Below are 17,571 nucleotides of genomic sequence, written 5' to 3' on the forward strand. Positions count from 1 at the left end.
TCTGGCTTAAATTCAATAAGAGCGCTAGGCGTAATGGTTTTCCTGAATAGATTTACGCCGAACTCATATTGATTGTTACCAATAAAAAACGCCACTTCTATGAAGTGGCGTTTTTTGTAATTCTTGCTCTGTCTTTTACGGCGTACTTTGTACTGAACGTTGTAAGGGGCTTGAGAAAAGGTAAATATTTCTACAAACCCTTAAGTGTAGGGCTCTCACGCTAGTGGGCTTCTTGATTCCGCATTTGTCTGCGTCTTTCCCAGGCTTTTTTCACTTGAAAGCGCCAAACCCAGTTCAAAGAGAAATAACCCGCTAGTCCAAACACAACCGAGCAAATTCCACACCCGACTAGAAATGCAGGGCCGATGGTATTAATGCTTTCTACAACCCACTGCCAACTAAACTGAAATTCAAAATGCTCAGGCTTGGTCCCAAGTACAGTAGTACCAACCTTGTAAGCCCCATAGAATATAGGCGGAATAGTAAATGGGTTAGTCACCCAAACAGTTGCAACAGATAAGGGCAGGTTTGCTCGAAATGGAATAGCTAAACCGGCAGAAAGCCACATTTGAAACGGTACCGGCCAAAACGCGAAAAATAAACCTATGCCAAATGCACCAGATGCAGAACGACGGTTTAAGTGCCAAAGATTGGGCTCGTGCAATACGCTACCAAAAATTTTTAAAGCTTTGTTTTGCTTAATGCTTTGGTGATCTGGCAAAAAACGTCGGATAAATTTCTTAGGCATAAATATCAATGCATCTCGAAAATAAAATCAAAAAAGACAGAAAAAATAACAGTAAACGGAATTGCGCAACATGAATTTGCACCACCCACATTCACTCACTGTCAATTGCTACGTGAAAACATGGTCAATCGTATCACAATTTGCTTAAGCTGTTTTTGCGCTAGCGCAATAAGTGCAGTTTTCTGGCAAAAACTTCCAAGTACTCACAGCATGGCATTGATGATTGCCATTTTAATAATATCTGTGACTATCATTATATTCATTTCGACGACAAAACCCGCTGAACATCATGCATTTCCAGAGGTGCTGCTATGTTGGGCAGTGAGCGGGCTGCTGTCTGGAGTACTTTGGGTGGCGAGTGTAGGGCATTTTTACTACGCTTGGCAACTGCCCCAAGGGAAAATTCAACAAGATGTCACAATTTCAGGTCGAGTTGTGTCGGGGGGATGTGTCTTCGGCACAGCTAGGGTGCCGGAAGCGACTTATCACTATGTTGTCGCTATTGAGTCTGTCAACCGTGAAAGCACAGCGACATTTCTAGACAACGGTATACTTTCCCCCTTGCCTAAGCGTGTTTTAACTAGCACGTTTAATTTCAAAGCTCGTCTTACTCACCAACGTTATGAATTCCCAAATGATCGAAAAAGCGAAGGCTTAGCCAACAAGAAAATCGCATATGCTCAACAGGAGACTATAGGCGTGCGGCCTCAATCAGTTTCTCCGTCCCAAGTGAAATTAAATTGTTTGCACAACGGCGATACCTTCACCGCAATTGTAAAACTTAAACCTGCATACGGTACGGCTAATCCTGTTGGAGCTAGCCGACAACAGCAGTTGGTTAGCCAATTTATTCATGCAACTGGCTATATTAAGTCGATAGAGCACGATAAAACAAAGCATAGTCACTCAGTGCGTTATGGACTTGCTACAACATTGCAGAAGCTAGACCTTATCCATGAAAGATGGTGGCGCGCATTGCTGCTAGGGGATAAAACGGGCTTTACGTTGGGTGATTGGACGCTGTTACAACGCACCGGCACTGGGCACATGTTTAGTATATCAGGCATGCATCTATCACTTATCGCTGGGGCCTGCTTATTGTTTTTTAACCCCGTTATATTTTTACTCACGCATGTTACAGGCCTATTAGGCAGAGCGAAATATTGGTTAGTACGTTCAGCCTCCATCAACTATCCGGCAACAGGTCGAAAGAACAGAGAACCGCAAATAAGTAAGATGTTTCAAACCAGCGCGCCCATTAGAGCCTCTGTGCTTTGTGTGCTTATCGCTGCTTGTTTTTGTTACGCGTTGCTTAGTGGAAGCGCATTGCCGGTTGTGCGTGCGCTGATACTGGTAACTATGGGGAGCGTGCTGTCTCTTTCTCGACATGCATGGCGGCCAGTAAATGTTGCGCTCACAATGCTTACTTTGAGCTTGTTGCTGTTTCCTCTCTCTATATTAAGCGCTAGCTTTTACTTGAGCATAGGGGCTGTACTGTGCATTTGGTTTTTAGTTGTTGTTTGGGGGCTACAGCGAGCACCATGGTATGTGTCTTTGTTTAAACTACAAGTAGCACTTACCGTAATAATGATGCCCCTAACCCTAATATGGTTTGGTAGCGCCAGTTTTGTTGCAGTTGTTACCAACTTAATCGCCTTGCCCGTCATATCGTTACTTTTACCTATTTGTTTAATTTCGTTGTTAGTCCTTCATTTTGCTGAGTTGCCTTTCGCACAACAAGTTACGGGCATGCTTATGCATTACAGTGATGTGTGTTTAGGGTATTTGTTATCGCTTTTGAACGTTCTTAGTCAGTTTTCTGGGAGCGCTATCAATTTTTACGTAAGTATTGGTGCGGCACTTTGTCTAATTGTCGCTTTTTTTATTTTTCTTTTGCCAACGTGGCGGTACAAAGCTATCTGCGTAGCGCTTCTCTTGCTCCCATCGCTAAGCATTTTTCAAAAGTGGTTACCTACCAATGAATCGGCATGGGCGCTGCATGTATTTGATGCGGGCCAGGCCAGTGCTATTGCAGTGACTGCGGGAGGCCGGGCTATGATTATTGATTCTGGCGCTCAGTTTAATGGCAATGCTCATACTGCAACGAAACACCTGTTACCTTTTTTGGAAAGTAGTCATATTTCAAATATAGATGTTGTAGTTCATACGCATAGTGACAACGATCATGCAGGAGGCGCATTAGCCATTGAGCAACACGCCTTAGCTAAAAAAGCCACTTTCTATACACCAACATTAGGTTGTGAGCGAGGAAAGCGTATACGCTGGCAGAACTTAACAATCAATTTTCTATGGCCGCCAAATGGCAATAAAGAAGACAACAATGCCATGTCGTGTGTGGTTAAAATAACAAGCGACTCTGGTAGCGTGTTAATTCCTGGTGACATTGAGAAAACAAGTGAGTACGCGTTGATAACCCGTGAAATCATGGATGGTTTTTCAGAGGGGGCTTCAATGGATACTTTAGCGAGTTCTACAAATCTAAGTGCCGACATTCTTATTGCGCCGCATCACGGAAGCAAAACGTCGTCTACCCATGTTTTTATAGAACACGTTGCACCAAAAGCTGTGATCTTTACGCAAGGTTATGAGAATCGATGGCAGTTTCCTGCTTATGTTGTGGCTAAACGTTACGAGCGTTTGGGCGTAACGCAATATTTAACAAGCTATCACGGATATATAAGCGCAACCTTCGATAAGGATTCTTTTCATATAGATTCCCAACGTGGAACGTTGAACAATCGCTGGTATTTACCAGGCATTACACCGCGACACCTCAAAGACTAAATAATATCGTCAAATGCCAAAAATATTAGCTTGTAACGAAACGAAGATGTGCACGAATACCTTTAAATAGGTATGAAGTGGCCACACATTATTCACTTAGTTGGCAGACTAACCAATTTTGCCGCTATATTAGTGAATTAGAGCGAGAACGAGTACAATACTTTCAACGCGTTTTTGTTAACGTTTCAAACAGGTTAAAAAAACTACATGCAACAAGCCGACAACTCGGATTATCAAATTAAACGCTTTTTACAGTACCTTAAAGCGTATAAAGTGCCTTTTGTTTTTGCCATCATTGGTATGATTGGTTATTCCGCGGTAGATACCTTCGTATTTTCCCAGCTTCAGCCAATGATTGACGAGTCACTGGGGAAAAACGACCATGACTATCTACGTCTAGCCGCATATGCGATTGTGCCGCTCTTTTTGATACGGGGTGTTTTCAACTTTTTAGGTAGTTACACGCTAAGCTGGATTGGTGCACAGGTGGTTATGCGCATGCGCCAGCAGTTGTTTGAAAAATACATTCACCTTCCAGTGGCATTTCACGATAATCATGCGGTTGGCGGGCTTATCAGTAAAGTCACCTACGACACAGAGCAAGTGGCTAATGCATCTGGTAAGGCGCTGCTAACATTGGTGAGAGAAGGCGCACTAGTTATCGGTTTGCTGTGTGTCATGTTCTATTACTCATGGCAGCTTTCGCTCATATTTCTTTTGATTGGCCCCATTGTGGCGGTAATTGTTTCTATCGTCAGTAAGCGTTTTCGCGTTGTAAGTAAAAACATTCAACAATCAATGGGCAACCTAACATCGTCGGTAGAGCAAGCGGTGAAAGGTCACAAAGTTGTGATCATGTTTGGCGGTCAAGAAATAGAGCAAAAGCGTTTCCAGCAGAAAAACAATCACAACCGACAACAGTCAATGAAGTTGAATGTCACTTCTATTTTGAGTGTGTCTTCAATACAGGTAATAGCGTCAATTGCCCTTGCTGTCGTTCTGTTTATTGCCAGCACGCCCGGTATGCTTGAAAAGCTTACTGCAGGTGTATTTATCAATGTGGTCTTTTGCATGGTAATGCTGCTGAAGCCCCTTAAACAGCTCACTACCATTAATAACCAATTTCAAAAAGGTATGGCAGCCTGCGCCAGTATTTTTGAAATTCTTGATGAAGCAGACGAAGAAGATAAAGGAAAAATCAAAGTAGAGCGCGCAACAGGAAAAATTGAATTTGACGACGTTACGTTCTCTTATCCAGGAAAACAGACGCCCGCGTTATCTAATGTGAGCTTTATCGCAAACCCTGGGCAGTCGATTGCTTTGGTAGGGCGCTCGGGAAGTGGTAAATCGACCATCTCGTCGCTGCTTACACGCTTTTATGTACCGCAAGAAGGTGAAATTCGCTTGGATGACACGGCGCTCAACGATATTGATCTTAAAGATCTGCGGGCGCAGTTCGCCGTGGTATCGCAAAACGTTACGCTATTTAACGATACCATAGCTAACAATATTGCTTATGGTGCGCGCCAAAATGTATCTCGCAAAGACATCGAGAATGCGGCAAAAATGGCGCATGTTGAAGAGTTCTTATCGAACTTACCTGAAGGACTAGATACGGTAATTGGTGAAAACGGCTTGATGCTTTCGGGCGGCCAGCGTCAGCGTATTGCCATTGCAAGGGCAATACTTGCCGAAGCGCCCATACTTATTCTGGATGAAGCGACATCTGCCCTTGATACAGAGTCTGAGCGTTTGATCCAAGACGCATTAGAAACGCTGCAAAAACGATGCACCAGCATTGTTGTGGCGCACCGCTTGTCTACCATCGAAAACGCAGATTGCATTATGGTAGTGGAGCAGGGGCGCATTATTGAAAAAGGTAAACACAACGAATTGCTTGAAAAAGGTGGTCACTACGCGCAACTGCACGCGTTACAATTTGGTGAGACTAAGTGAGTCAATCACAAAGTAAAACCAAGCACGATAAATGGTATTTCGGCCATCCTTTAGTGTGGCTGCTCTCACCACTTGCGCTGCTGTTCTACTTTATTTCGGCAATTCGACGATTACTTTTTAAAATTGGACTCAAAAAGGCCTTTAAGGCTAATGCTCCCGTGATTGTCGTTGGCAACATATCAGTGGGCGGCAACGGAAAAACGCCAGTCGTATTAGCTTTAGCCGATTATTACCAGAAGCAGGGCATTAAGGTCGGCATTTTAAGTCGGGGCTATGGCGCTAAATCACCAGAATACCCGCGATTAGTGAAAGGCGAAGATGATGCGTCTGAGGTGGGTGACGAACCTCGTTTACTGGCCATTAGAAGCCAGTGCGACGTTGTTATCGATCCAGTCCGCGCACGTGGAGCCGCGTACTTAAGTGACGAATTACACTGTGATTTAATTATCTGTGATGACGGCCTTCAACATTACGCGCTTCATCGCGACGTTGAAATTGTAGTGATGGACGACAGAAAAGTAGGCAGTGGTTATTTGCTGCCGATGGGGCCCCTTCGCGAAGGACAATGGCGCCTTGGTACCGTTGATGCGCTAGTACATAATAGCCGTTCAATGCCGACATTTAGCCATGCTGTAGCGCCTCAATATTTAATGACCTTAGTACCAGGGGACTTCACCTCTGTTTCAAACAGAGTAAGTACCAGTCCCCTTGAAGAGATACAAAAAGTGCCGTGCAGCGCAATTGCTGGAATAGGTTCACCTCAGCGTTTTTTCTCTCAGCTTAAAGAAATGGGTATTCAGCTTTCTTCGGCTACACCGCTGGCGGATCACCATGCGATCACACGGTCAGACATACCGAATGGTAGAGTGTTAATGACAGAAAAAGACGCCGTTAAAGCTGCACCTTTTGCTCATAACGACTGCTGGTTTTTACCTGTTACCGCGCATTTAGCGCCAGACTTTTTTAATTTAGTAAAAGTGAAACTTGCCAAGGCAGGTTTGAAGATCAACCAAGACGGACAGGAATAATAACAATGGCCTTTGATAAAAAGCTTTTAGAAGTTTTGGCTTGCCCAGTGTGTAAGGGAAAATTAGTTCTGAGTGATGATAGCACCCAGTTAGTGTGTCGATTTGATAGATTGGCTTTCGATATTAAAGATGGCATCCCTGTACTTATCGAAAGTAAAGCAACAGCATTGTCGTTAGACGATGTAGACGCAACACGGTAATAAAACGTTAAACCAAGTGGTAAATAAGGGCGAAATAAAGTTATGTCATTTACAGTTGTGATCCCTGCTCGATACGGCTCAAGTCGGTTTCCTGGCAAACCCTTAGCGCTTATTGACGGAAAGCCGATGATTCAACATGTGGTTGAACGTGCTAAAGAAGCTGGAGCAGATAACGTCATTGTTGCCACGGACGATGAACGTATTCAAAACGTTGTGCTTGGTTTTGCTCAAGTATGCATGACGTCTGTCAACCACCAATCTGGAACAGAGCGCATTGCCGAAGTTATCGAAAAAGAAGGCATTGCGAACTCTACTATTGTGGTTAACGTACAGGGGGATGAGCCATTTATTCCTGCCGAAAACATCAAACAGGTTGCAGATAATCTTGCCAATGCGCCTCAGTGTCAGATGGCTACGTTATCTACGCCTATTGAACGTGTTGAGGATGTGTTTAACCCCAATATCGTTAAGGTGTTGGTAAACGAAAAGGGGGAGTCTATCTATTTTTCACGTTCTCCTATTCCTTTTGAACGCGATCACATGATGGCAAAACCGCAATCTGCAAATACGTCGCTGTACAAACGCCATATAGGTATTTATGCCTATCGTGCTGAATACGTTAAGCAATATGTTGCTTATGCGCCTAGCTCTCTGGAGCAAATTGAATCCTTAGAACAGCTTCGAGCCATATGGTATGGCGATAAGATTCACTGTGAGGTGGCGATAGCGCCACCGCCAGTTGGAATTGATACCCCGGAAGATCTAGAACGTCTTTTAAAGACTATAAGTTAATAAGAAATGAGTGCTGAAATAGGGCTGACGCCTTGTAGTAAATTAGCAACAAGCCTTATCTAAACAGCCAGTTCTTGTAAAAGGTGAGTGAAACCTTTTAAACGCATACACATAGTAACAAGGGAACCGTTATGAACGTAGTTATTACCGGTGGCAACAGAGGCATAGGCCTTGCGCTTACCAAGCAATATAAAGCACGTGGTGCGAAAGTTTATGCTACCTGTCGAAACAGTTGCGACGAGCTAAACAGTGCAGGTGTGACAATCATCAAAGGTGTGGACGTATCCCAACCAGAAATGTTGGCTGAAAAGCTTGCACCTTTAATGGACGTTAACATCGATTTGCTCATTAATAATGCCGGAGTGCTCGGACGCGAGAGTATTGACGATTGGGATCCAAATACCATCGATTATCAATTTAGGGTTAATGCATTAGGTCCATTGTTAGTTACTCAAACACTATTACCCGCAATGGCAAAAGACGGTAAAATTGCCATGATTACCAGTCGAATGGGTTCAATGGCAGACAATGGTTCAGGCGGCTACTATGGCTACCGAATGTCCAAAGCCGCACTAAACGCGGCGGGAGTGTCCATGGCGAATGATCTGAAGCCCAAGGGGATTGCAGTAGGTATTTTCCATCCTGGATTCGTTCAAACAGAAATGGTCAATGGAGCGGGAGATATTGATGCTGATACCTGTGCTGAGCGTTTGTCACAACGCATAGATGAGCTAAATGTATCTAACGCAGGTCGCTTCATCCATTCAAATGGTGATGAATTGCCTTGGTAGGTTTAATGTTGGCTTGCCACAAACTCAATCAATAATGCAATAACACCAAGAGAGCGCTTACGAAAAGCGCTCTTTTACTTTTAAACTACACCTGTCTTTAACTGTACGTGTTCTTAACTACATGATTCCAATGCGCCATAGCTTTAGCGCGTTAAATCATACGTATCAATGATTTGCTTAATAGACCCGTCTTTTAAACGAGCGCTAAGGGCTTGGTTAAACTCTGGAAATAGTGATGCGCACTTAGATTTGGCGGAGATAGCAAAATGTACATTGTTTGAAGATATCGGTGACTGGCTTATTCGCATGCCGTCATTTTCTGGGTCGTTCAAGTGGCTTAGTGCTGCGCTTTGTGGTGAAACTGCGTAATCAGCACGATGTCGACGCATCATTTCATACATTTTGTCGTGGTCTTTAACTTCGATAATATTCAAGTTTGATTTAATGCTATCGAATTTTTCACCTAAGCTTATTCCTCGAGGCATCACACCAATATATTGCGCGAGTGCGTTAAGCGAAAGATCGGTACCTCGCGTTTGAGAAAGTGAAGGAGAGAGCACAACGTAAACCTCTTCTGCTGCAAACGGTGCGGTGATAAGCCATTTTCGACTACGAGCTTCGTTCCAATAGTTTCCCGCCAAAATATCAAGCTCGCCCGCGTCGAGTTTGGATTCTATTCGTTTCCAGGGGAGCCCGGTTTCTATCTTTAGTGTGACACCTAAATCCCGTGCTAGCAGGGTTAAAACGTCAAATGCTATCCCCGTAGCTTTCAACCTTCCTTCAAACTCGTTAAATGCGTAGGGAAACCACTGTTGTGCTCCCGCGGTGTGTAAAGTCTTGCACTCTGTACTGGCAAGTGCACGAGGGTTGAATACGAAAGTCAAAATGAGCACTATGCCAAATGACAAGATGTGGCGGGAAGAGTGTTTCAGTTTGGAGTAGGGTAACATTGCCATATTTTATTCACGTACCACAGAAGATGGCATTGATAGTTTTACTTGTTTAATTATGTATAGGGTCTGTTATACATAAAACCCTATCGACTGGCAATTAGCCGATAGGGTTACAAAAATAACGAATAGATGACTTTCGAGTTTAGACTGCAGTTAATCGAAAGTTACAGCGCGGGATCAGCGCCTTCGTCTTCTTCGTCTTGGTCTTCAGACAATACTGCCCAGACGTCGTGTTCGTTAGCGTGAATAACTTCAGCCCATACACGATCGCCAGGTTTTACGTCATAAACGCCGTTTAAATGAACCAGACCATCAACTTCCGGTGCGTCTGCATAGGTACGGCCTACGGCACCTTCCGCATCAACGCTGTCGATAACAACTTGATATTCGTTACCGATTCTCGCTTGAAGTCGCGCTGCGCTTATTTCGCCCTGTACTTCCATAAACCGTGCAAGGCGAGCTTGTTTCACTTCTTCTGGCACTGGGTCAGGGAGGTCATTTGCTCTTGCACCTTCAACAGGGGAATAGGCGAATGCACCAACACGATCAAGCTGCGCTTCGCGAAGGAAGTCCAATAACTCTTCAAACTCTTCTTCCGTTTCGCCCGGAAAGCCGACGATGAATGTCGAACGAATGACTAATGATGGGCACTGTTCGCGCCACTTTTTAACGCGCTCTAGCACGCGCTCAGCACTACCTGGGCGTTTCATTAACTTAAGAATACGTTTGTTGGCGTGTTGAAACGGAATATCCAAGTAAGGAAGGATTTTACCTTCGTTCATTAGTGGAATTAGGTCATCCACATGCGGGTAAGGGTACACGTAATGTAAACGGACCCAAATGCCCATTTCGCCCAGTTTTTCACACAACTGTTGCATGTGTGCTTTAACCGGCATGCCGTTCCAAAAGCCCGTTCTGTGCTTAACATCAACACCATAGGCGCTAGTATCTTGTGAAATAACCAATAGCTCTTTAACACCAGCGTCTTTCAAACGCTTAGCTTCATCGAGTACGTTACCCACTGGGCGGCTGACAAGGTCGCCACGCATAGAAGGAATGATACAGAACGTGCAACGGTGGTTACAGCCTTCTGAAATTTTTAAATAAGCATAATGACGAGGCGTTAATTTTACACCATGGTCAGGGATCAGATCTTCAAACGGATTGTGCTGGGGTTTTGGAAGATGATCGTGTACTTGCTCAACTACCGTTTCGTAGGCATGAGGCCCCGTGATAGCCAGTACATTTGGATGAAGCTCTCTAATTTCGTCTTCTTTAACACCTAAACACCCGGTAACGATAACTTTGCCATTTTCTTTAAGTGCTTCGCCTATAGTGTCTAATGACTCTTCTACCGCCGCGTCAATGAATCCACAGGTGTTAACGATAACCAAGTCGGCATCGTTGTAGGTAGGGACTACGTCATAACCTTCGGTGCGAAGTTGAGTAAGAATACGCTCTGAATCAACTAAGTTCTTAGGGCAACCTAAGCTAACAAAACCAATTCTGCTGCCATTGCTTTGTTGCGAAGGTTTGTTGTCACTTAATACCTTCACTGGCGTTTCTAGCGTGGTGGTTTTATTTACTACTTTGTTTGGATTAAACGTTTCTACTGTCATCTAAAATATCACCTGGAAAATGACTGAGCTTAAAATGGCCGCGGATTATACAGGAAAACACGCTTGTACGCAGTATATATAATTAGCGACCAAGATATAAATTATTGACGTATTCTCACAGTACAGCCGTAAGTTAGGCACTAAATGTGAAAACAAGTTTAAACGGCCACGGGTTTCATTGTAAAAGCGGCACGAACAAGGTTTAAAAATACCTTACTCACCCCCACATTTAACACTTCTTGAAAGTAAACATTATCAGAGTTGAATGCGCTTTAGGGTTCAAATTAATAAAATAGAAGTGAATGCATGCTTAAATTACCGCTAACTTTTTATGATGAGTCAGGGCGAATTCTTCCTCCCCGTTGGCTTTACAGCGTGTTTATACTTCTATGCATTGACTGGCTCGCGTTCGTCTTTTCTCTGGCTTCCCGCACTCAAACTAGTGAGCTACTTACGTTCTTTTACCCACAAAAAGAAACGTTAGGGTTGGGGTTAGCGGCAAGTTTACCTGTGTTAATTGCGTTATCTTTGGTTAGCCAACGAGATCGCTTATGGAAAAAAGGCTTTTTAGCATGGCGCCGATGGGTTATTCCACTGGCTCAATTGGGGGTGTTGGCATTGTTGAGTGTTCAGCTTTACTACTCTATGCATCATCACTGGGGGTTTGAAACTATTACGGGTGTAAAAATCGTTTTTTACAGTATAGCCTTGTACGCAATTTCAAAAAGTCGTCATTTAAAGTGGATGGTAGAGGATTGGGAAACACCTAACCCCTGAATCTCATTCTCCAAAAACATCTTTATCGGAAATATATTTAATGCACTCAATTGAACAGACGTTAGATTGAGTGCAAAATCTGTGAGAACGTTAGTGGCTGCGTAAGTGGTTCCCCAACGCCTGTTCATAGTAGGCAAATACGCTGATTTGACTGTCGTTAACCAGACGTTCATAGCAAATACCCGCTAAGGCATAGGTATTTTCACCAACCTGAAGAAAAACGGCAGGTGCTTTAGGATTTGACTGATCGTAAATCCATTCACCATCTAGCTGCGCTTTTAAAATTTCTCCAACGTAAGCGCCAAAGATATTACAGATGGTGAACACTGCTTCATCTTCTAACGCTAAATCGTGATATTTATCTACGAAACTAAGTAAAATGTCGTCCACCAGTGCTACGCTAGCAGGTGAGTGGTCGAGTACAATATCGAACTCATCAGCTGCTGTTACCACAGCGTCCTTCGCGCAATCTGCCATTAATTTATTGAGTTCATCAGGTGACATGTTGTTCTCCTTCTCACCGATACTTTTGTTATAACACGCTAACGCTTAAAAAGTCGTTAAGACAAGGTGTTATAAGTTTTTGACTATTGTGCGCAAGTTATCGGCCAAAGTCTATTTTTGTCCAGTTAATCTATTTATTACACTTGCAGCGGCAAACATACCAAAGGTGGCGGTTACCGTGACCACAGCACCAAAGCCGCCTGCACAGTCTAGTCGAGTACCACCTTCCATTGCAGATTTGTTGTAACAAACCGAGCCGTCAGGTTGTGGGTAGCGCAATTGCTCTGTTGAATAGATACACTCAACGCCAAAGCGGCGTTTTGGGTTTTTACTAAAATTATAGTTACGTCTAAGCTCACTGCGTAGCTTAGCTGCTAGGGGGTCTTGTGTTGTTTTAGCTAAATCGCCTTTAGTGACTTGAGTTGGGTCTATTTGACCGCCCGCACCGCCAACCGTAACAATAGGAATTTTGTTGCGTTTACAGTGAGCTATCATCGCCGCTTTAGCGCGAATACTGTCAGTGGCATCGACTACAGCGTGCATTTCTTTGGTTAAAAGCGTAGCCGTATTTTCTGGAGTGACAAAATCCTCAATACAATTCACTTTGCAAGCAGGATTTATCAAGTGAATTCTCGATGCAATGGCGTCGACCTTTGCTTCTCCTATGGTATTGGAAAGCGCGTGAATTTGGCGATTTGTATTAGTTACGCAAACATCGTCTAAATCAATAAGGGTTATAGTACCTATGCCCGAACGAGCTAGTGCTTCTGCAGTCCAACTTCCCACACCGCCAATGCCGACTACAGCCACATGACTGTTGGCTAAATTATTAGTTTGCTGTGCGCCATATAAACGCACAATACCGCCTAAACGTGGATCATCAGACATGTTTCACTTCACTTAAAAATAAACTAACTCAAAGGCGTGTGTTCACACAAAAACGTGCAAGTACGCTAGCAGGGCGCGCATCATCTCAAAAGTGGACACTAAAGATCAATACACTCCAGTTTTTTCGAATAATAAATCCGATTTTAAGCGACATACGTTCTACCCAATACATGTTTAAATGAATTCATTGTTTAATGAAGTAATAAAAAGGGGCAGGCATATGGGCTTACTCGTTGATGGAAAATGGCAAGACAAGTGGTACGACACCAGCAAAAATGGTGGGAAATTTGAGCGCCAAGCATCTAAATTTCGTGACAAAGTCAGTAACGAAGATGGTTCCACGTTTCCCGCTGAATCTGGTCGCTATCATCTTTATGTCTCGTTAGCTTGTCCTTGGGCCCACAGAGCGCTCATATTTAGAAAGTTAAAGGGATTGGAAGCGCATATTGATGTTTCGGTGGTACACCCTGAGATGCTTGATCAAGGCTGGGAATTTAAAGGTTACCCAGGATCAACGGGGGATAAGCTTTATAACTTTGATTATGCGCATCAAATTTATACTAAGGCAAAACCTGAGATAACCACCCGTGTCACTGTTCCAATCCTTTGGGATAAACGAACAGAAACTATCGTTAATAATGAATCAGCAGAAATTATTCGTATTTTTAACAGTGGGTTTAATTCACTGACTAATAATGAAGACGATTATTATCCTAACGCCCAACGTGAAGAAATTGATGCCATCAACAATATGGTGTATCACGACATAAATAATGGCGTGTATAAAGCTGGATTTGCTACAACGCAAGAGGCCTATGAAGAGGCAGTAACTGCATTGTTCTGCGCGCTAGATAGGGTTGAAGAAAGGTTGAGTAAACAACGTTATTTGGTTGGCAGCAAAATAACAGAAGCTGACTGGCGCTTATTTACCACGCTGATACGCTTCGACGCTGTGTATCACGGGCACTTTAAATGCAATAAAAAACAAATTGCAGACTATCCAAATATTTACGGCTATATGAAAGAACTTTATCAAGTTCCGGGTGTTGCTGAAACGGTAAACTTCGACCATATCAAAAGGCACTATTACTACAGCCATACTATGATAAATCCAACCCAGGTAATCCCCGTTGGGCCAGAGCAAGATCTTATGTCGCCTCACGGTCGCGATAAAATGGGACGTTGAAGCACCCAAGGTCGGTAATACAAAAAGCTAAACGTGAAGCTCGTAAAAGATAGTGAAGGTTAAGATTTAAGGTAGATACACATTATGTCAGTGGAAGTGAGTGAACAAAAATCGATAGAGAAAGTGGTTACAGGTATGCCAACAAGTGATGGCGCGGGGGTGTCGCTTACACGTATTATCGGACAACCTGATCTGCCTCGCCTCGATCCCTTTTTAATGTTGGATTTTTTTGGTTCAGATAATCCAGGTGAATACATTGCTGGTTTTCCACCACATCCTCACCGTGGTTTTCAGACAGTTACTTATATGCTTGCAGGAAAAATGCGCCATAAAGACTCTGTAGGCAATGAGGGGGTTATTGATGCTGGTGGCATTCAATGGATGAATGCGGGTCGAGGCATAATACATGAAGAAATGCCAGAGCAGGAGGAGGGCTTGTTACAAGGCTTTCAGCTGTGGGTGAATCTTCCGGCCGTAGAGAAAATGTCAGCGCCTAACTATCAAGACATACAGCCAGATAGTGTGCCTACAGTACACATTCAAGATGCAGTAATCAAAGTGTTAGCAGGTGAAATTGACGGTGTGAAAGGGCCTGTGAAGACAACGGCGGTTGCTCCTACTTTTTTAGACGTTGCACTACGAAGCGGGAGTTCGGAAATTGCACTGGGTTCGGATGAAGCTGCCTTTATTTATGTGTACGAGGGAAGCGTGGTCATTAATAGCGGCGAACTTAGCAAAGAAACAATTATGTCGCAGGGAGAGCTGGGTGTTTTGTCACAAAGTGGCAAGCAGCTATCTGTATCCGCTGATACGGGTTGTAAGTTTATAGTGGTCTCAGGTAAACCTATTGAAGAGCCTGTGGTCCAATATGGGCCTTTTGTAATGAACACTCAGCAGGAAATTATTCAGGCATTTAACGATTACCAAAGCGGTTCATTAGCAAAGTAGATACAAGGTTTGCCTGTTTTGATTCGACGATGGGTAATTATCTATGCGGACTGGTATTAGACTGGGCTTTTAATCAATACCTCTTCATTAGGTTCAGCAAGGAGTAGCACTGCCAATGCATTTTGAAAGCGTCGCCGAAAAACACGTGCTATCACTTTTAGAATTTGAGCGTAGTAACAAAGCCTATTTTGAATCGTCTATAGCACCAAGAGAGGCAGCTTTCTATTCATTGGATGGCGGCTACCACATTAGCGAATTGCTTTACTTACAACAGCAGAAAAGAGCTTGGGGTTATGTGCTTGTTGATGAGCAACGAAATAACCAGATTGTAGCGCGTGCTAACATCAAAAATAGAGCAGGCGACAAGGCGGAAATCGGCTATCGAGTTGCAGAGAAGGATTGTGGAAAAGGCATTGCTTCTCACTGCGTCTCATTTTTAATTGAGGAGGCCAAAAGCATGGGCATAAAATTGCTCACTGCTGAAGTCATGGATAATAACGCCGCTTCTGAAAAAGTCCTTATCAAGAATGGTTTTAGTCCAAAGCTGTGCTTTCGCCGAAAGTATCGTCATCAAGGCGCTTTCCATAACAGTATCTACTTCGAACTCCCGCTTTAAACTCATCGGTTGAAAGCAGCGTGAGCAAAACGTTGCGCTGTTCAAATTGAATTAGTAATTCACTCCCTCTAATGATTTAATATCGGTATGTCTAATCTCTTTTACGACAATAAGAAAGGGGCGTATGCGCTTTTTCGTCGTAAAAAGCGATAATGTAATCATAAATAGTTAAAACACAGGGAATTTCGATCCAAATGGCAACCCCAATTACCTGCTTTAAAGCGTATGATATTCGTGGCGAATTGAACTCACAACTGAATGAAGATGTAGCGTATCGAATTGGCTATGCTTTTGCGCAAGAATTAAATGCGAAAACTGTTGTTGTTGGTAGTGATGTGCGTCTTACGTCAATACCATTAAAATTAGCGTTAAGCGCGGGTCTAATCGATGCTGGTGCAACAGTGACCGATATTGGCATGGCAGGAACAGAAGAAATTTACTTCGCTACCAAACACCTTGGCGTTGATGGTGGTATTGAAGTAACGGCAAGTCATAACCCCATTAATTACAACGGTATGAAACTGGTGAAGTCAGGCTCTGTTCCAATTAGTGGCGACACAGGCCTAAACGCGATAAAAGAGAAAGCGGAAGCACTAGAAGATAGCTTCGTGTCAGAGCGATTAGCACACTACACTGAGGGTGCGTTGATTGATGCTGATGCGTTTTTTAACGGTACGGCCCATGTAAAAGAAGACAAGCTTTCTGAGACCGATAAATATGCGGTTAAATCGTGTATGTCTGACTATGTTTCTCACATGCTTTCTTACGTTAATTTGAGCAATTTTACGCCGTTAAAAGTGGTGGTTAATGCAGGTAATGGTGCCGCAGGCCCCGCGCTAGACGCTATTGAAAAAGAAATGAAAGTGCAGGGTGTTCCGATAGAGTTTGTTAAAGTACATCACAATGCTGATGGTACATTTCCAAACGGCATCCCCAATCCATTGTTACCTGAAAACCGTGCTGATACGGCTGACGCTGTTAAAGCGTCGGGAGCTGATTTTGGCATTGCATGGGATGGTGATTTCGACCGTTGCTTCTTGTTTGACGCTGATGGTGAATTTATTGAAGGATATTATATCGTTGGCTTGCTTGCTGAAGCCTTTATCGAGAAAAACACCGACAGTAAAATCATTTATGACCCTCGCGTATACTGGAATACAGAAGATATCGTAGCGAATGCAGGTGGTACACCCATTAAGTCGAAAACCGGCCATGCGTTCATTAAGGAGCGTATGCGCAAAGAAGATGCGGTCTATGGCGGTGAAATGAGTGCGCACCATTACTTTAGAGATTTTGCCTACTGTGATTCAGGCATGATCCCTTGGTTGTTAATTGCCGAATTGGTGTGTGTGAAAAAGCAAACACTAGCGAGTATGGTAAAAGCGCGAATTGAAGCGTTTCCATCTTCTGGTGAAATTAACAGTAAACTAAAAGATGCTGACGCAGCGCTGGAACGCGTTACAAGTAAATATCAGCCACTAGCCAGCGTAATCGATACTACTGATGGTTTGGGTCTGGAGTTTGGCACATGGCGCTTTAATTTACGTAAATCGAATACTGAGCCAGTTATTCGTTTAAACGTTGAAAGTAAAGGCGACATAGCGTTGATGGAACAAAAAACCGAAGAGCTACTTTCGCTCATTCGCGCTGAATAACCACGGTACTTTTCGTTAATAACGCTAGGTCAACAGGCCCTAGATAAGTAAAAAACGAAGGCGATAATATAGTGATATTATCGCCTTTTTTGTTTTCGAGATTTG

16 protein-coding genes are annotated in these 17,571 nt (G+C 43.5%); 11 read left to right on the top strand and 5 right to left on the bottom strand.

Going from position 1 to position 17,571, the window contains the following annotated elements:
- Positions 1-220: 220 nt before the first annotated feature.
- Complete coding sequence (locus MASE_RS08995) at positions 221-748, bottom strand: DUF2062 domain-containing protein (RefSeq protein ID WP_014949426.1); 528 nt, start codon at positions 746-748, stop codon at positions 221-223.
- Between the two features lie 210 nt (positions 749-958).
- Here MASE_RS08995 and MASE_RS09000 point away from each other — a divergent pair, with 210 nt between their 5' ends.
- The 6 genes from MASE_RS09000 to MASE_RS09025 all read left to right on the top strand — a co-directional run bounded on the left by MASE_RS09000 (position 959) and on the right by MASE_RS09025 (position 8,320).
- On the top strand, positions 959-3,553 hold the full coding sequence (locus MASE_RS09000; RefSeq protein ID WP_014949427.1) for a DNA internalization-related competence protein ComEC/Rec2: 2,595 nt from the start codon (positions 959-961) through the stop codon (positions 3,551-3,553).
- Positions 3,554-3,760: 207 nt separating this feature from the next.
- Positions 3,761-5,509 carry a lipid A export permease/ATP-binding protein MsbA gene (msbA, locus tag MASE_RS09005; protein WP_014949428.1) on the top strand — a complete coding sequence of 583 codons (1,749 nt, stop codon included), beginning with the start codon at positions 3,761-3,763 and terminating at the stop codon, positions 5,507-5,509.
- The gene (gene lpxK, locus MASE_RS09010) at positions 5,506-6,537 is read left to right on the top strand and encodes a tetraacyldisaccharide 4'-kinase (RefSeq protein ID WP_014949429.1); all 1,032 of its coding nucleotides are present in this window, start codon (positions 5,506-5,508) and stop codon (positions 6,535-6,537) included. Before msbA ends, lpxK begins: the two co-directional genes overlap by 4 nt.
- Before the next feature lie 5 nt (positions 6,538-6,542).
- Positions 6,543-6,737: a Trm112 family protein gene (locus MASE_RS09015; RefSeq protein WP_014949430.1), complete on the top strand. Its 195-nt coding sequence runs from the start codon at positions 6,543-6,545 to the stop codon at positions 6,735-6,737.
- A gap of 42 nt (positions 6,738-6,779) precedes the next feature.
- Positions 6,780-7,529, top strand: a complete 750-nt coding sequence (gene kdsB / locus MASE_RS09020) for a 3-deoxy-manno-octulosonate cytidylyltransferase (RefSeq protein WP_014949431.1) — start codon at positions 6,780-6,782, stop codon at positions 7,527-7,529.
- Positions 7,530-7,660: 131 nt separating this feature from the next.
- A complete protein-coding gene (locus tag MASE_RS09025) occupies positions 7,661-8,320 on the top strand; it encodes an SDR family oxidoreductase (RefSeq protein ID WP_014949432.1) in 660 nt (219 codons plus the stop codon).
- A gap of 143 nt (positions 8,321-8,463) precedes the next feature.
- Here MASE_RS09025 and MASE_RS09030 read toward each other — a convergent pair whose 3' ends face one another.
- Both MASE_RS09030 and rimO read right to left on the bottom strand, forming a co-directional pair.
- On the bottom strand, positions 8,464-9,276 hold the full coding sequence (locus tag MASE_RS09030; protein ID WP_014949433.1) for a substrate-binding periplasmic protein: 813 nt from the start codon (positions 9,274-9,276) through the stop codon (positions 8,464-8,466).
- A 161-nt stretch (positions 9,277-9,437) separates the two neighbouring features.
- The gene (gene rimO, locus MASE_RS09035; protein ID WP_014949434.1) at positions 9,438-10,892 is read right to left on the bottom strand and encodes a 30S ribosomal protein S12 methylthiotransferase RimO; all 1,455 of its coding nucleotides are present in this window, start codon (positions 10,890-10,892) and stop codon (positions 9,438-9,440) included.
- 306 nt (positions 10,893-11,198) lie between these two features.
- Here rimO and MASE_RS09040 point away from each other — a divergent pair, with 306 nt between their 5' ends.
- Entirely contained in the window at positions 11,199-11,669 is a 471-nt protein-coding gene (locus MASE_RS09040) for a DUF2919 family protein (RefSeq protein WP_014949435.1), read from the top strand.
- Positions 11,670-11,759: 90 nt separating this feature from the next.
- Here MASE_RS09040 and MASE_RS09045 read toward each other — a convergent pair whose 3' ends face one another.
- Complete coding sequence (locus tag MASE_RS09045; protein ID WP_014949436.1) at positions 11,760-12,173, bottom strand: hypothetical protein; 414 nt, start codon at positions 12,171-12,173, stop codon at positions 11,760-11,762.
- Between the two features lie 111 nt (positions 12,174-12,284).
- The gene (tcdA, locus tag MASE_RS09050) at positions 12,285-13,061 is read right to left on the bottom strand and encodes a tRNA cyclic N6-threonylcarbamoyladenosine(37) synthase TcdA (protein ID WP_014949437.1); all 777 of its coding nucleotides are present in this window, start codon (positions 13,059-13,061) and stop codon (positions 12,285-12,287) included.
- Between the two features lie 220 nt (positions 13,062-13,281).
- Between tcdA and MASE_RS09055 the strand changes: the two genes are divergently transcribed.
- The 4 genes from MASE_RS09055 (at position 13,282) to MASE_RS09070 (ending at position 17,466) form a co-directional block, all read left to right on the top strand.
- A complete protein-coding gene (locus MASE_RS09055; RefSeq protein ID WP_014949438.1) occupies positions 13,282-14,247 on the top strand; it encodes a glutathione S-transferase family protein in 966 nt (321 codons plus the stop codon).
- 84 nt (positions 14,248-14,331) lie between these two features.
- The gene (locus MASE_RS09060; protein WP_014949439.1) at positions 14,332-15,195 is read left to right on the top strand and encodes a pirin family protein; all 864 of its coding nucleotides are present in this window, start codon (positions 14,332-14,334) and stop codon (positions 15,193-15,195) included.
- Positions 15,196-15,310: 115 nt separating this feature from the next.
- Entirely contained in the window at positions 15,311-15,811 is a 501-nt protein-coding gene (locus MASE_RS09065) for a GNAT family N-acetyltransferase (RefSeq protein WP_014949440.1), read from the top strand.
- A gap of 194 nt (positions 15,812-16,005) precedes the next feature.
- Positions 16,006-17,466: a phosphohexomutase domain-containing protein gene (locus tag MASE_RS09070; protein ID WP_014949441.1), complete on the top strand. Its 1,461-nt coding sequence runs from the start codon at positions 16,006-16,008 to the stop codon at positions 17,464-17,466.
- The last annotated feature ends 105 nt before the right edge of the window (positions 17,467-17,571 follow it).

It is taken from the genome of Alteromonas macleodii ATCC 27126 (assembly GCF_000172635.2).
Classification (GTDB): Bacteria; Pseudomonadota; Gammaproteobacteria; order Enterobacterales; family Alteromonadaceae; genus Alteromonas; species Alteromonas macleodii.

Coding starts and splice junctions, on each gene's coding strand:
- MASE_RS08995 (WP_014949426.1), bottom strand. CDS start 748: ATGCCTAAGAAATTTATCCGACGTTTTTTGCCAGATCACCAAAGCATT.
- MASE_RS09000 (WP_014949427.1), top strand. CDS start 959: ATGGCATTGATGATTGCCATTTTAATAATATCTGTGACTATCATTATA.
- msbA (WP_014949428.1), top strand. CDS start 3,761: ATGCAACAAGCCGACAACTCGGATTATCAAATTAAACGCTTTTTACAG.
- MASE_RS09015 (WP_014949430.1), top strand. CDS start 6,543: ATGGCCTTTGATAAAAAGCTTTTAGAAGTTTTGGCTTGCCCAGTGTGT.
- kdsB (WP_014949431.1), top strand. CDS start 6,780: ATGTCATTTACAGTTGTGATCCCTGCTCGATACGGCTCAAGTCGGTTT.
- MASE_RS09025 (WP_014949432.1), top strand. CDS start 7,661: ATGAACGTAGTTATTACCGGTGGCAACAGAGGCATAGGCCTTGCGCTT.
- MASE_RS09030 (WP_014949433.1), bottom strand. CDS start 9,276: ATGGCAATGTTACCCTACTCCAAACTGAAACACTCTTCCCGCCACATC.
- rimO (WP_014949434.1), bottom strand. CDS start 10,892: ATGACAGTAGAAACGTTTAATCCAAACAAAGTAGTAAATAAAACCACC.
- MASE_RS09040 (WP_014949435.1), top strand. CDS start 11,199: ATGCTTAAATTACCGCTAACTTTTTATGATGAGTCAGGGCGAATTCTT.
- MASE_RS09045 (WP_014949436.1), bottom strand. CDS start 12,173: ATGTCACCTGATGAACTCAATAAATTAATGGCAGATTGCGCGAAGGAC.
- tcdA (WP_014949437.1), bottom strand. CDS start 13,061: ATGTCTGATGATCCACGTTTAGGCGGTATTGTGCGTTTATATGGCGCA.
- MASE_RS09055 (WP_014949438.1), top strand. CDS start 13,282: ATGGGCTTACTCGTTGATGGAAAATGGCAAGACAAGTGGTACGACACC.
- MASE_RS09060 (WP_014949439.1), top strand. CDS start 14,332: ATGTCAGTGGAAGTGAGTGAACAAAAATCGATAGAGAAAGTGGTTACA.
- MASE_RS09065 (WP_014949440.1), top strand. CDS start 15,311: ATGCATTTTGAAAGCGTCGCCGAAAAACACGTGCTATCACTTTTAGAA.
- MASE_RS09070 (WP_014949441.1), top strand. CDS start 16,006: ATGGCAACCCCAATTACCTGCTTTAAAGCGTATGATATTCGTGGCGAA.